General features: G+C 46.3%; 13 protein-coding genes and 1 pseudogene. 13 read left to right on the top strand and 1 reads right to left on the bottom strand.

Annotated elements, in window-relative coordinates; genetic code table 11:
• Positions 1-17: 17 nt before the first annotated feature.
• The 5 genes and pseudogenes from LOZ80_RS16225 to LOZ80_RS16200 all read left to right on the top strand — a co-directional run bounded on the left by LOZ80_RS16225 (position 18) and on the right by LOZ80_RS16200 (position 5,464).
• The gene (locus LOZ80_RS16225) at positions 18-620 is read left to right on the top strand and encodes a response regulator transcription factor (protein WP_283214768.1); all 603 of its coding nucleotides are present in this window, start codon (positions 18-20) and stop codon (positions 618-620) included.
• Between the two features lie 308 nt (positions 621-928).
• Positions 929-1,477: an RNA polymerase sigma factor gene (locus LOZ80_RS16220; protein ID WP_189006510.1), complete on the top strand. Its 549-nt coding sequence runs from the start codon at positions 929-931 to the stop codon at positions 1,475-1,477.
• Entirely contained in the window at positions 1,474-2,697 is a 1,224-nt protein-coding gene (locus LOZ80_RS16215) for an anti-sigma factor family protein (RefSeq protein ID WP_238172346.1), read from the top strand. The genes LOZ80_RS16220 and LOZ80_RS16215 overlap by 4 nt, the downstream gene beginning before the upstream one ends.
• A gap of 218 nt (positions 2,698-2,915) precedes the next feature.
• Entirely contained in the window at positions 2,916-3,935 is a 1,020-nt protein-coding gene (gene holA, locus LOZ80_RS16210) for a DNA polymerase III subunit delta (protein WP_238172345.1), read from the top strand.
• A 351-nt stretch (positions 3,936-4,286) separates the two neighbouring features.
• Positions 4,287-5,464 (top strand): annotated as a pseudogene (locus LOZ80_RS16200) (IS3 family transposase).
• Positions 5,465-6,092: 628 nt separating this feature from the next.
• Here LOZ80_RS16200 and rpsT read toward each other — a convergent pair.
• The gene (gene rpsT / locus LOZ80_RS16195; RefSeq protein WP_189006501.1) at positions 6,093-6,344 is read right to left on the bottom strand and encodes a 30S ribosomal protein S20; all 252 of its coding nucleotides are present in this window, start codon (positions 6,342-6,344) and stop codon (positions 6,093-6,095) included.
• A 196-nt stretch (positions 6,345-6,540) separates the two neighbouring features.
• Between rpsT and gpr the strand changes: the two genes are divergently transcribed.
• From gpr to hemW, 8 genes are all read left to right on the top strand, one after another.
• Positions 6,541-7,539: a GPR endopeptidase gene (gene gpr / locus LOZ80_RS16190; RefSeq protein WP_189006498.1), complete on the top strand. Its 999-nt coding sequence runs from the start codon at positions 6,541-6,543 to the stop codon at positions 7,537-7,539.
• Positions 7,540-7,675: 136 nt separating this feature from the next.
• Positions 7,676-8,149, top strand: a complete 474-nt coding sequence (locus LOZ80_RS16185) for a TIR domain-containing protein (protein ID WP_238172344.1) — start codon at positions 7,676-7,678, stop codon at positions 8,147-8,149.
• Positions 8,146-9,123: a TIR domain-containing protein gene (locus LOZ80_RS16180; RefSeq protein ID WP_238172343.1), complete on the top strand. Its 978-nt coding sequence runs from the start codon at positions 8,146-8,148 to the stop codon at positions 9,121-9,123. The genes LOZ80_RS16185 and LOZ80_RS16180 overlap by 4 nt, the downstream gene beginning before the upstream one ends.
• The gene (locus LOZ80_RS16175) at positions 9,095-9,262 is read left to right on the top strand and encodes a hypothetical protein (protein WP_238172342.1); all 168 of its coding nucleotides are present in this window, start codon (positions 9,095-9,097) and stop codon (positions 9,260-9,262) included. Before LOZ80_RS16180 ends, LOZ80_RS16175 begins: the two co-directional genes overlap by 29 nt.
• 363 nt (positions 9,263-9,625) lie before the next feature.
• Entirely contained in the window at positions 9,626-10,858 is a 1,233-nt protein-coding gene (gene spoIIP, locus LOZ80_RS16170; protein ID WP_238172341.1) for a stage II sporulation protein P, read from the top strand.
• A 30-nt stretch (positions 10,859-10,888) separates the two neighbouring features.
• Positions 10,889-11,287 carry a DUF3679 domain-containing protein gene (locus LOZ80_RS16165; RefSeq protein ID WP_238172340.1) on the top strand — a complete coding sequence of 133 codons (399 nt, stop codon included), beginning with the start codon at positions 10,889-10,891 and terminating at the stop codon, positions 11,285-11,287.
• A 75-nt stretch (positions 11,288-11,362) separates the two neighbouring features.
• Positions 11,363-13,177 (top strand): translation elongation factor 4, encoded by a 1,815-nt coding sequence (gene lepA, locus LOZ80_RS16160; RefSeq protein WP_238172339.1) that lies wholly within the window; start codon positions 11,363-11,365, stop codon positions 13,175-13,177.
• Between the two features lie 77 nt (positions 13,178-13,254).
• Complete coding sequence (hemW, locus tag LOZ80_RS16155) at positions 13,255-14,406, top strand: radical SAM family heme chaperone HemW (RefSeq protein ID WP_238172338.1); 1,152 nt, start codon at positions 13,255-13,257, stop codon at positions 14,404-14,406.
• The last annotated feature ends 38 nt before the right edge of the window (positions 14,407-14,444 follow it).

The raw sequence follows: 14,444 nt of genomic DNA, 5'->3' as shown, positions 1-14,444 counted from the left end.
GGAAGAGGAGAACATGAGTGAGAGTTATAGTTGCTGAAGATCAAGGAATGCTGCGAGGAGCTCTGAGTGCACTGCTGGATCTAGAAGAGGATATTGAAGTTGTCGGTCAAGCTGCGAATGGGGAGCAGGCACTGGACATGATTCAATCGCTGAAACCGGATCTGTGTATTATGGATATCGAAATGCCTAAACTGACAGGACTGGACGTGGCTGAGAAAATCAAACAAAACAATATGGCATGCCGCGTGGTCATTTTAACGACATTCTCTCGTTCCGGCTACTTTCAGCGAGCTATGAAAGCCGGCGTCCACGGATACCTATTGAAAGACGCGCCCATTCAGGAATTAAGCGAGGCGCTGCGCAAAGTAGAGCAAGGGGGCAGGGCCATTTCGGCTGAGCTTGCTTTGCAGTTCTGGGAAGCTGAGAATCCGTTAACCAGCAAGGAACAGGACATATTGAAGTTGATCGCACAGGGGTTATCAGCGGGCGAGATGGCTAAGCAGCTATTTCTTTCAAGCGGAACCATTCGCAATTATGTCTCGGAAATACTGCAAAAGTTGGAAGCCAAAAACCGGATCGATGCGATTGCGATTGCGGAGAAAAATGGTTGGCTTTCATGAGAAAAGCTCGTGACTCCGCGTTTGGAGTTCACGGGCTTTTTCAATATCGGTGGTACTAGATAAACATAGTACTATCCCAACTTTTAAAATGACTTACAATGAATAATAATTTGAGGTTTTAGAAAGGGAGGCGCGCAACGAGGAAAAAAGCCGAAACTTATCCGGCTGATTTACGTCTAACAGGTGTATTTATTTATGAAAGTTTGTTATTCTGGTAGTTGCAAGTCGCCATATTAAATTATTCTAAAAGATTTGCAACCTTATGAGCCGCAGCCGCGTCTGTAAGATTGCAAGAGGGAGGGATCCCAGTGGTAGCACCCGAACTGGTTAGATCAGCTCAAGCCGGTGATCGTGATGCTCTCATTACCCTATTGCGAGAAATTGAATCTCACGTCTATCGAACCGCTTATTATATTTTGAATAATGAACAGGATGCCCTTGATGCTTCACAGGAGGCGCTCCTTCGGATTTATACAAAAATTAATTCGTATGAAGAAAAAGCGTTATTCAAGACGTGGGTGCAGCGGATAGTTACCAATATCTGCATCGATAAATTTCGCAAGGCGAAACCTACGGTTTCTATTGATGAGCATGATATGACCTTTACTGCAGAGCATAATGTTGAATATGAAATTATGTCTGGCTATTTAGCCAAAGACATTCGAGAGGCAATTGATAAGCTTCCCGAACACCATCGTTCTGTCGTTGTTCTTCGTTATTTGCAGGACTTTTCGTATCATGAAATTGCAGAATCGCTGAACTTGCCACTGAATACGGTGAAGTCATACTTATTTCGAGCGAGACATCAGTTACAGTCGTTGCTCCAAGACTATCAGAAGGGAGGTGTTCGGGGATGAATTGTCAAGAGGTGATGGAACTTATGCAAAGACAGCTGGATGGTGATCTGGAAGCACATGAGCAAGATGAGCTGCACGCTCACTTAGCATACTGTTTGGACTGTGCACAGATGTTTGAACGTTTACAGAGATTGTCCGATGAGTTGACCCAATTACCCAAGGTTGTTCCTCCATACAGTTTAGTCGACGCTATTATGCCGCAAATATCCGAATTGGATAAGCTTGCCGCGGCATCCATTACCGACAAGGTGGCTGTCTTCAGCACGAATGCAAGTCAGATGGATCATGGACAGACCTCAAAACTCCCTAGGACACGCCGAGTTGGATCACAATTCTCATGGAAATTCGCAGGCGGGATCGTGGCCGCGGGCCTTATCCTTGGATTCTTCGCATTTAATATGCAGCATCCTGTCATAGATAATGCCGATGGACTTCTACCAGCAAGAAGCAGTGCAGAATCCAAAAGTTCAGAACAAGCAGCGGGAGCTGATCGCAAATCGGTAACGACCGATTCGGTGATCGAGAACAAAGATGCCAATCCAACCGATGTCGTGCCGGTTCCATCTAGTCAAGCACTGACGGATACGATGGAGAAGTCAGACAACAAACAAGCACCTGCTGCTTCTGGGGCAGGGGTGACAGGGCCTCAAGCAACGACGGACGCTAAGCTTGAGAAGCCGCAACCCATTACGCAAGACACAAACAGAAGCACGAATCAAATGAAGGTTGCTCCTTCGACATCCGAACCGGCACGTATGCAGGATCCTGCCCAATCTTCCGTTGGGGAGAAGAAGGACACAGAGACCAGCTTAACAAACCAGTCTACGTTAGGTGGCGCTGTTAATAGTCCTGAGAAACAGGTCGATCCCAAAGAAGCTGCTTCATCGAAAGCGGGAGAGCAATCCCCTCCGCCGCTTGCCAAGAAAGGGGCGGATTCCAGCGATGCAGTAGGATTCCAATCTTTGTACGCGGCTCCTGCGAATGAACTGCATTCCAAAACAGATGTTTATGTAGCGGTAGTTGAAAAGCAGCACGTCATTATTCGCAGCAGCAAGACTCTAGAAGTGGTATTTGAGTCCAAACAAATTTGGAAAACCGATGATCCCATCACGCTGGTGGAATGGTCTAAGGATGAGATCTTGTTCTATCAAGTAGAGAGCGGAGGCTCCCTACACACGAGTCGCATCGATCTCAAAAACAAAACAGAAGTGTCTCCATAAAACTTGTGATACGAATGCACCAGAAGAGTTACTTTTGCATATGCTGTAAGAAATCTAAGCAAGCAAAGCAAAATAACGGTTCGTCCACACGGTTTAAGGTTTCTAGAGCCTTTCGCCGGTGTTTAAATAGACTAACAAGGGGATTGCGGCAAAGTCTTAGGGCTTTGACGTAGTCCCTTTGTTGTTGGTAGAATGAAGGCAAGGAGTGGACGCTAGCCATGGACGCCAAAAGAGCATTAAAAGATATTCAAGCAGGCCGCCCTGCACCCGTTTATTTGTGCTATGGGCCTGAGAAATATAAAATGCGGGAATTTATTCAGGTATTAACCGATTTGCTTATTGAACCCGAACACAAGGAATTTGCTGTCAGCAAATTCGATCTAAGTGAAATCAGCCTTTCAGCCGTTCTGGAAGATGCTGAAACGCTTCCCTTTATGGTGCCCAAGAAGCTGGTTATAGCCAAGAACGCTTTGTTTTTTACAGGCGCCAAGGAGAGCACGAAGATTGAACATCATTTGGATCGCTTAATGGATTATTTGAAATCTCCGGCCGAGCATACCGTGGTCGTCTTCACAGTGGACGCTGACAAATTAGATGAGCGCAAGAAGATTGTCAAGGCGCTTAAGGAGCTGGAAGCTGCTGTTCCGTTCCTTTCCTTGAATGCAGATGAGCTGCAAGTCTGGGTGACGGGACAAGCCCGGCAGCGCGGCTTTACTTTCGTGAAGGAGGCGGCTGACCAGCTGATTCTCTATACTGGAGGCAATTTACAGTCTCTGTCTGCTGAGATTGAGAAGATCTCTTTGTATGTTGGAGCAGGCTCGGAGGCTACGGTTGAAATCATTGACCAACTTGTGGCGCGCAGTACGGAGCAGAACGTATTTATCCTTATTGAGGACATCGTAAATGTCCGTTTGGAACGGGCGTTTGTAATTCTGGAGGAATTGCTCAAGCAGCGTGAGGAGCCGATTAAGATCGCCTCGTTAATTGCGCGGCAATTTCGGATCATGCTCCAAGTCAAGGAGCTTGGCAAACAGGGGTATTCCCAGCAGCAGATGGCTTCGCAGATCGGTCTGCATCCTTTTGCGGTGAAGATCGCTGAAGGGCAAGCGAGGCGGTATGATATTCAAAAGCTGAGTGAGATTATGTCCCAGCTGGCCGATTTGGACTATCAGATGAAAACAGGCAGAATCGATAAAGTGTTAGGGTTGGAACTATTCCTTCTCAGGCTGGCCGCCTAAAATGGAATAATTGCCGAAATAGGGGATGACTCTCACATGGCTTTTAAAGCTTTGAGAGCATCCTCCTCTTCGGTATTCCCTAACCAACAGCGGACAAAACTTCTTCAGCGAACAAATAAGAGCCTCCAGAGGCTCTTATTTGCGCAAAAAGCAGCTGTTTCTCTAGAATAGAAGTCTTTGCAGACTCCTATCTGCAGCCAAACAAGTCCAAACTCCTCGGGACGAAGCAATAAGAGCCTCCAAAGGCTCCTATTTGCGCCAAAAGCAGCCGTTTTGCATTTAGACTTAACAGTGGACACAGCGAATTGGGAAATTAGATAATAGACCTATCTAAATGACGAGGTGTCCGAGATGAGTGAATTCCGCCAACGGTACAATCAAAAGTTCAAAGAAGAAACGGTTAAGTACATTCAACAACATAGTAAATCGATTCCGGATATTGCAAACGAACTGAACATTCCAGCGAAAACATTGAGCAGTTGGGTCAGTAAATATCGCCAATTTCCAGATGAGCCCTTCGTAGGAAGTGGCAATCTACGTAGCCATGACCAGATCATGAAAGACTTGGAACAACGCAACAAAGACCTAGAGGAAGAACTAGCTATCTTAAAAAAGGCGCTGCACATCTTCAGCAAAGACCCGAAGTGAGATTCAAGTTCATTGATGACCACCGTTCAACATTTCGAGTTGAGAAGATGTGCAGCGTACTAGGTGTATCCAAGAGCGGCTATTATAAATGGCGAACCACACCCCCAAGTGAGCGGAAAAAGTACCGCGAAGCGTTGGCTAAAGAGGTGGAAAAGGAGTACTTGGAATCGGATCGGAATTACGGGAGTCCGAAAATTACAAAGGAACTGAGAAAGAAAGGTTTCAAAGTCGCTGTCAAAACGGTTGGGCGTATCATGAAAAAGAAGGGTTTACGCTCACAAGCTATAGGGAAATTCAAGGTGCAAACAACGGATTCCAATCACAGCCACCCGATTGCGCCAAATTGGTTAAATCAGCATTTTGATGTGTGTACAAGACCGAATCAAGTATGGGTTACCGACATCACGTACATCCATACACGTCAAGGAAACCTTTATTTAGCAAGCGTTCTTGACTTGTTTACCCGCAAAATCGTTGGCTGGCAGCTGGGCAATCGCATGACCGTGGAACTGACGCTAGACGCCTTAAATCAAGCATACGAAGCCAAAAGGCCGCCTAAAGGCCTTATCCATCATTCAGACCGGGGATCGCAGTATGCATCTAATGAGTACCGTAAACAACTGAAAGAATACCATATGATTCGTAGTATGAGCCGTAAAGGCAATTGCTACGATAACGCTTGTATAGAGGCTTTTCACAGCATTCTCAAGCGGGAATTGGTGTACAGATATAAATTTCAAAGCCGCCAAGAAGCACACCAACGAATCTACTGGTACATTGAGTTTTTCTACAACAGGAAACGTACGCACAGCAAGCTTGGCTATTTGTCTCCAGACAAGTTTGAATCCCAGTACTACAAGCAAATAAAACTGATTTCTTAGCTCTTTTTTTTGTGTCCACTCTATTGACTCAGATACATTTCTCTAGAATAGAAGTCTTTGCAGACTCCTATCTGCAGCCAAACAAGTCCAAACTCCTCGGAACGAGGGATTAAGAGCCTCCAGAGGCTCCTATTTGCGCCAAAAGCAGCCGTTTCTCTAGAATAGAAGTCTTTGCAGACTCCTAATCTGCAGCCAAACAAGTCCAAACTCCTCGGAACGAAGCAATAAGAGCCTCCAGAGGCTCCTATTTGCGCCAAAAGCAGCCGTTTCTCTGAAATAGAAGTCTTTGCAGACTCCTATCTGCAACCAAACAAGTCCAAACTCCTTGGAACGAAGCAATAAGAGCCTCCAGAGGCTCTTATTTGCGCCAAAAGCAGCCGTTTCTCTAGAATAGAAGTCTGAAGTCTTTGCAGACTCCTATCTGCAACCAAACAAGTCCAAACTCCTTGGAACGAAGCAATAAGAGCCTCCAAAGGCTCTTATTTGCGCCAAAAGCAGCCGTTTCTCTAGAATAGAAGTCTTTGCAGACTCCTATCCGTAAGAGTACGGCCAAATAAATGCAAAAGAGGTTGCCCTCAAGTAGAATGATCTACATTGAAGGCAGCCTCTTTGTTTTTATGTCCTTGTATTACGCTTGGGCCGTAAGAGCGTTTAGCTTTTTAGCCAGACGGGACTTCTTGCGGTTAGCGGCATTTTTATGGATTAAACCTTTAGAAGCAGCTTTGTCTAATTTCTTAGAAGCAAAAACTAGAGCCTCAGGGGTTACAGCAGTTTCGAAAGCTTTCACCGCAGTACGCAGAGCGGACTTTTGGGAAGCGTTACGAAGACGGCGCTTTTCGCTAACTTTTACTCGTTTAATAGCGGATTTAATGTTTGGCATGAAATTCACCTCCTACTTACAAAACACGGTTCAACGTTACATTTGTATGTTTGCTGACAACTTTAAGTATTCTACCATGCAACAAGTGAAAATGCAAGACCTGCCAATAGCTTTTAAGAGGGTATCGTTTTTGCATAAGGGCCCAAAATTCATCACACAATATAGGATGCAAGGCACCTGAGAAAGGGGAACTTCTATGGACTTAGGCTCATTTACAACACATACCGATCTCGCGCTCGACGCAAGGGACATGGCGCATGCCGCCAATCAGGGGCAGCCCATTCCCGGCATTCAACAAGAATCCTCCCGTGAGAATGGTGTCAGGGTTACCAAGATCAACGTTCTGAACGAAGAAGGCTCCAAAGCGCTTGGTAAGCTTCTCGGTCACTATATAACAATAGAAGTACCTGCTCTTCGGGAGAAGGACAGCCAATTGCAGGACCGCGTCGCCACGAAACTAGCCCAGGAGTTCGAACAATTTCTGCGTGAAATCGGGATTCCCAAGAATGCCAAAGCCCTCATCATCGGGTTGGGCAATGCCAATGTAACACCCGATGCGCTAGGCCCCTTGGTGGTCGAGAATGTGATGGTAACGAGGCATTACTTCGAATTAGTTCCAGAGGATGTGAGTCCCGGCTACAGAGCCGTCAGCGCCGTAGCGCCCGGGGTGCTGGGAACGACAGGTATAGAAAGCAGTGATATTGTACAAGGGATTGTAGATATGTCTAAGCCTGATTTCATTATTGCCATTGACGCATTGGCTTCCAGATCCTTGGATAGAGTCAATACGACGATTCAAATTGCTGACACAGGCATTCACCCAGGTTCCGGCATCGGGAATAAACGCAAGGGATTAACCAAAGAAAATCTAGGCATTCCCGTTATCGCAATCGGGGTTCCAACCGTTGTGTATGCCTCAACGATAGTGAATAATGCCTTTGACCTTATGCATAAGCATTTTAGCGAGCAGACAAGCAACACAGGGCAAATTCTCGGCCTTCTGGACAATATCCATGAGGATGAGCGATTGCAGCTTGTAAAAGAGGTGCTAAACCCAGTAGGGCACGACTTGCTCGTTACGCCTAAGGAAATTGACCAATTTATTGAAGACATTGCCAATATTATTGCAAGTGGCTTGAATGCCGCCTTGCATGATGCGGTAAGTGTTGAGAATGTTGCCGCATATACGCACTGAAAATGACGGAGAACGGTGTCCACGGTTGTGGTGGATGCCGTTCTTTCTTTTTGTCCAATTTCAGAAAATATGGAAGGAGATAGGAGGTCTGCGTCGAAATAACTGACGATGATCTCTATGTTAGGAAGTGATTCTATTGAGCAGTGCGCAGCGAGCGAAGCTATTTATCGGGTCATCTGCGGAAAGTATTGAAGTGGCAGAGGCCTTGCAGTCTAATTTACATTTTACATTCGATGTTACGATTTGGAGTCAGCTCCTTTTTCCGCCTTCACATACCACACTCGCTCCGCTAATTAAGCAAGCGAAAGCCAGCGATTTCGCCGTGTTTGTTTTTCAACCGAACGATTTGACCTTATTGCGAGATTCACTGGTCAGTTCGGTGCGGGACAACGTCATCCTTGAGCTCGGTTTATTTATTGGTCAAATTGGTTTGGAAAGAACCTATTTTCTCATTCCCGAAAAAGAGGAACTGCATATTGCTACAGATTTGATCGGATTGACACCGCTTACTTATCATGCGAACCACCCCTCTGGGTTAATGGCTGGTCTTGGTCCAGCATCCTACACAGTGAAGCAAATGTTGGGGGAGTTAGGATTGAGGGCAAAATGAAACCTAAATTGTTCATTGGCTGCTCCCAAGCGGGCACACTTTGGGGGGAATTCTTTCAATCGCAACTGACAGCAGTCTCGGAAGTCACACTGATTAATCAGGGGGTATTGACGGCTTCCCAGCAAAAATTAAAGATGCTTAAGAGACATATTGAAGAGTGTGATTTCGCCCTGTTGGTTGTAACGAACACAGATCGTCATGATCCTCCGAACTATGCGAATATACTCGTATTGATCGGTCTGTGCATCGGTGAATTGGGTCATAGCCGGACGTTCATTCTCCAATCACAAGGTAGTCAACTGCCTGACTACTTGGAAGGGTTCACGCCTTTGCTCGTGGATGACGGTCAGGACGCAGCGCCGCTTGCCGAACTGGCAGGGCCTCATCTGTATCCGATTAAACTTAGCATGAGTCAGCAGAAGAAACGCTTCAAAGCGTCTGATATGAGAAAAAATGAGGCGATCCGCAGTTTTTTGTTTGATGCTTTGGATTCGCTTAGTGTATCCAGTGTAGATTATGACCGTGTGTTGGATAAATTCCATAAGACATTTGATACCAATTGTGGTATAATCGAGCTTCAAGAAGTGACTGCAGCAACGCTCTTTGAACTTCGGGATGACGGAGTGACCTTACAGCAGTTCGGTCGAGCCGGTCAGGTAAGCAATAATCACAGTTTCCACGTGAACGACGCCAACAGTTACCTAGCCGAATGTTACCGCAGCCAAGATACGAACATCATCTTAGGCCGTGCCAAAGACAAAGAGGATGGGGAGTTTGAATATATCTACTGCGTGAAGCTGCATCCAACGATTGTTTCCTCCATCCATTTCAAGACGAGAACGGATATTCCGCCGCGCAATCATCATCAGGTGATGATGGAACTATCGGAAAAAAATGCGAAGCTCGTGTCTTCACTTAAATCCATTGTGAAAGGAAGGATGCTTTATGCTGAAGCACATGAAGAAAGTTCGTAACCGATTAACCCCCAAGAAAGAACATCAAACCAGTGACAAGTCACTGCTGAAACTATACACAGGACCAACCGTATTAAACAAAACAAGCGGGGTAACGATCGTAGCCAAAGGCTCCTTCGATTTTGAATCTCTCGCGTAATCATAGGCTCGAACAAGATTAGGTCGTCCACAGGTTATTAACCTGAAGGGCGGCCTTTTTTGTGCGCAACCGTATTCCCCAGGTACAAAATTTTATGTTTTGGAGTGAACGAGTAGCTACCCAAGCTGTCTTGCTCAGAGGTATGGGAAACGCCAGGCCTCTATTCTAGCAAAAAGTGTCATTACAGCGGGTAGTATCCCTGCTATTTGCCCAATTAGCGCCCTGGTGTTCCCTTATCAGGATTTCTCGCTTTGAAGAAGCTGAATTTCTCCTATCTCTATTAGAAATTTTCTAGTGTTTTGGGTTCTATCGAAGAGGCCCGATTCATAGATTAAAGTAAGATAGATTAGGAGGAATCAAACTATGAAATGGACATCAGCTACATTGAATCTCAGCCATGTTCGAAAAACGTTTCAGAGCGCAAGTTCCGTCGGAAAAACCTTTTTCATATTAAGTTCAGCCACCCTCGCCATTTTTGTGCTTATCGGTCTAGGAGGGGTCCTGCAAAATAGATTTATGACGACCTCGCCTGTTTCCTCTATGAAAAGTCTTGCTGCTTCGGTCACGAATCAATTTTTCATCGATATGCTGGGCATGGAAGTGCCTCATCTAAATAAAGAACAGAAGAAATTCACCTTTTCCCAGCACAATGTTTTTCATTTTGCTTTTCAGTTCATGACGGACATCAATCCCAACGATCCGAGAAGTTTAGTCGCGAGTGAAGTGCCGGGCATGGACGCGACGAAATCGACCGTATTGGTGAGAGGGAGCGAAACCAATTCCAGCGATCCGATTGATTATACGCCAATTACGCAGGATTTGGAGGCGGAGGCAATCAACGGCCATACGGCGCCGACACCTCAACCATCAGCGTCAGCAAGCCCTTCGCCAGTGGCGAATCCGCTGGGGCAGCCGCCGAAATCAGCTGGTGACAATGTAGCCTTCATTTATCAGACACATAGTAATGAATCCTTTTTGCCCGAGCTCAAAGGCGTCACGAATCCTGATAAAGCATACAGTGATAAAGTGAATATTATTTCTGTAGGTCAACGCCTAGCGCAAAATCTAGAGAAGGATGGCATCGGAGCTGTTCATTCTCAAACGGTATATCCGAGCACGGTGAAAAATTTCGACTATCCTTACTCGTACAAGTATTCCTTAAAGACGCTGCAAGAAGCTTCTGTTGCTCACCCGGATCTGCAATATTTCTTTGATATTCACCGGGATTCAGCCGTCCGCAACAAAACGACAACGACGATAGACGGCAAGGATTATGCGCAGGTGTACTTCATCATTGGCGGCAAAAATCCAAACTGGAAAAAGAATGAGGAATTCGCAAGCAAAATTCATCAAGTCTTGGAAGCGAAGCATCCCGGTATCTCCAAAGGGATTCATGCGAAGGAAGCAACAGAAGGGAATAACGGGTTATATAATCAAAACTTTTCGGAGAATTCGATCTTGATTGAAGTAGGCGGTCCTTACAATACGCTCGAGGAGTGCTACAGAACGACGGATTGGTTAGCGGAAGCGATATCTGAAGTGATTTTGAACGCCAAAAAAGTGGATGCACCGATAACAACGCCCAAACAGTCTTAATTTTTTGGAAATTTGGAGGAGGTTGGTCTGATGAGGGTGAGGCGATTTTATCTCAAAATGGGACTGTTCGGACTATTGCTGTTGTTCTGTATCTTGTTCGGCGTCAGTTTGGCATCCAGCGGTATGGATCGCATTCAAGGTCCGCAGCCTTCATCCAAAGCTGGACAAGTGGTTTCGAGCCCATCTCCGGGCAAAGCGGCAGACTTGAAGACATCGCCAGCACCAACCGCCAAAACCAAGGGAGAGCAACCGACGAAAGGGCAATCTGTCGCGGCACCAGTGCCTACGACCAAATCGGTGCCTGTCGCGGATCACGATAATTCTTTGAATCATGTCGGCAATAAATTGGGTGATCTTTTGCAGATTGCGTCACATCATGGCATCCGCTTATTTGTATCCCTATTTGATGCTTTACTGGGTAAAGGATAGAACGTACATTGCTGCAACTTCACACAACTGCTATAATGAAAATTATTTGCATGTAGTGGGGGTTAGTACTTTAGCATGACAGACATTCGAGCAAGACAACAACGAATTCGCAACTTTTCAATTATCGCCCATATTGATCACGGCAAATCTACACTTGCCGACCGCATCTTGGAATATACAGGCGCACTCTCTTCTCGTGAGATGCAGGAGCAGGTGCTTGACCAGATGGATTTGGAGCGGGAACGCGGGATTACGATTAAGCTGCAGGCGGTTCGGCTAGCTTACCGCGCAGACGATGGCATCGATTATATCCTCAATTTGATCGATACACCGGGGCATGTCGACTTTACATACGAGGTTTCTCGAAGCCTTGCGGCATGTGAAGGCGCATTGCTGGTCGTGGACGCGGCTCAAGGCATTGAAGCGCAAACATTGGCTAACGTGTACTTGGCGCTAGAAAATAACTTGGAAATTTTACCTGTTATTAATAAAATTGATTTGCCGAGCGCTGATCCGGATAAGGTGAAGCAGGAAATCGAGGACGTGATCGGACTGGATGCAAGCGAAGCGGTTCATGCTTCCGCCAAGGCCGGGATCGGGATCAAAGAAATCATCGAGCAAATCTGTCAAAAAGTGCCGGCGCCACAAGGCAATCCGGACAATCCGCTGCAAGCCCTAATTTTCGACTCCCATTATGACAGCTACAAAGGTGTAATCGTGTATGTGCGTGTCATGGATGGATCGATCAAAGCGGGCTCCAAGATTAAAATGATGGCGACCAATAAAGTTTTTGAAGTTATTGAAGTCGGCGCTTTCATGCCGAGAATGTCTTCCGTTCCTTCACTTGAGGTTGGAGATGTAGGTTTCGTAGTAGCGGGCATCAAAAATGTCGGAGATACGCGGGTTGGGGATACAGTGACCGAGGCGAATCGCCCGGCGCCTGAAGCGCTGCCTGGATATCGCCGGATTAACCCGATGGTGTTCTGCGGACTGTATCCGATCGAAACGACGGATTACAACGATCTGCGCGAAGCTTTGCAGAAGCTGGAACTTAACGATGCATCCCTTCGTTTTGAACCGGAAACATCGACAGCTCTAGGCTTTGGTTTCCGCTGCGGATTCTTAGGACTTCTGCATATGGAAATTATTCAGGAACGTATTGAGCGTGAGTTCAACATTCCGTTGATTACGACGGCACCAAGCGTTATCTATCGCATTACGTTGACGAATGGTGATACGATGGAAATTGACAACCCATCGAATTATCCGGATCCGCAGCGTATCGATTTTGTGGAAGAGCCTTATGTGAAAGCTTCGGTTATTGTTCCCAATGATTATGTAGGAACGATTATGGAACTTTGTCAGGGGAAACGCGGCGAGTATTTGAACATGGAATATCTGGATACGAACCGGGTAACTTTGACGTATGAAATTCCGTTATCCGAAATCGTTTATGATTTCTTTGATATGCTGAAATCAAGAACCAAAGGATATGCTTCGTTTGATTACGAAGTTTCCGGTTACAAGAGATCCAATCTTGTGAAGATGGACATTCTGCTGAATGCGGAGCAAGTCGATGCGCTTTCCTTCATTGTTCACCGGGATACAGCCTATCACCGCGGCAAAATCATTTGCGATAAGTTGAAAGAACTGATTCCGCGGCAAATGTTCGAAGTGCCGATTCAAGCGGCCATCGGACAAAAGATTGTGGCTCGTGAGACGGTAAAAGCGATGCGCAAAAACGTTCTCGCCAAGTGTTACGGCGGTGACATTTCCCGGAAACGCAAATTGCTCGACAAGCAAAAAGAAGGTAAAAAACGGATGAAACAGGTGGGCAGCGTGGAAGTGCCGCAAGAAGCCTTCATGGCCGTTCTCAAAATTGACGAATAGATGCAAATGAATGAGAAGCTGGGGTGGCAGAGTACTCTGCCCTTCGGCTTTTTCTCAATAGAAAGGAAATACCCCTTATGTTAGTAACCTATGCAGCCCCGACAGCTGTGTATATCCATATCCCCTTTTGCACAAACAAATGCCATTATTGTGATTTCAACTCCTACGTCCTCAAAGGCCAGCCTGTCATGGAGTATCTGGACGCGCTGGAACGCGAAATGGAACTGACGGTGCGCCAGCATCCCCCTGCGAAGGTAGAAACGATTTTCGTTGGCGGGGGAACGCCGACCGTGCTACTGCCTGATCAAATGGAGCGGTTCCTGCGCATCGTCCGAACTTATTTTCCAGCGGACCCCGCAGAGGTTGAATTCTCGATGGAAGCTAATCCGGGAACGACGGATGAAGATAAGCTCGCTGTTATGAAAGCAGGCGGTGTCAATCGAGTCAGCTTCGGTGTCCAATCGTTTAATAACGAGATTCTCGCGACCATCGGACGCATTCACAATACAGACGATGTGCATCGCAGTATCCAGAATGCCAAAAAGTTGGGGTTTGACAATCTGTCGATTGATCTGATGTTCGGACTTCCGAAGCAAACCGTAGACATTATGCAGGCTACATTGGATGAGGCGCTCTCGCTGGATCTACAGCATTACTCGATCTACAGTTTGAAAGTAGAAGAAAACACCTTATTTCATACCTTGTTCAACAAAAATCAGCTGCCACTTCCAAGTGAAGATGAAGAAGTAGATATGTATGAACTGATCATGAAACGATTGGAAGCAGCCGGTTACAAGCAATATGAAATCAGCAACTTTGCCAAACCGGGCCGTGAGAGCAGACACAATTCGATGTATTGGCGCAATCGTTCCTATTACGGACTTGGCGCTGGCGCGCACGGCTATATGAATCGTCAGCGGCATGTCAATGTGAAGGGGATTCAACCTTATATTGACGCTACGAAGGCAGGCTTGCCGATCATGGAGCAGTTTGAGGTGACACAGCAGGAAGCGATGGAAGATTTCATGATGGTTGGTCTACGCCTGCTGGAAGGCGTAAGGAACAGCGATTTCATGGATCAATTTGGGATTACCATCGAATCGCAATTCGGAGAAACCTTAAAAGGGTGGCTGCAAAAGCAACTGTTGGAGCAAACGCCGGATGGCTACCGACTATCCAAACAGGGAATCTTACTTGGCAATGAAGTTTTCGCTTCCTTCCTAACCTAGCTGGCAGCGAAGCGATTCCTGTATACGGGACAAAAAAA

Origin of the sequence: Paenibacillus sp. HWE-109 (assembly GCF_022163125.1) — a bacterium.
Taxonomy (GTDB): Bacteria; Bacillota; Bacilli; order Paenibacillales; family NBRC-103111; genus Paenibacillus_E.
The sequence above is the reverse complement of the archived record's forward strand: the minus strand, read 5'-3'. Positions and strand labels throughout refer to the sequence as shown.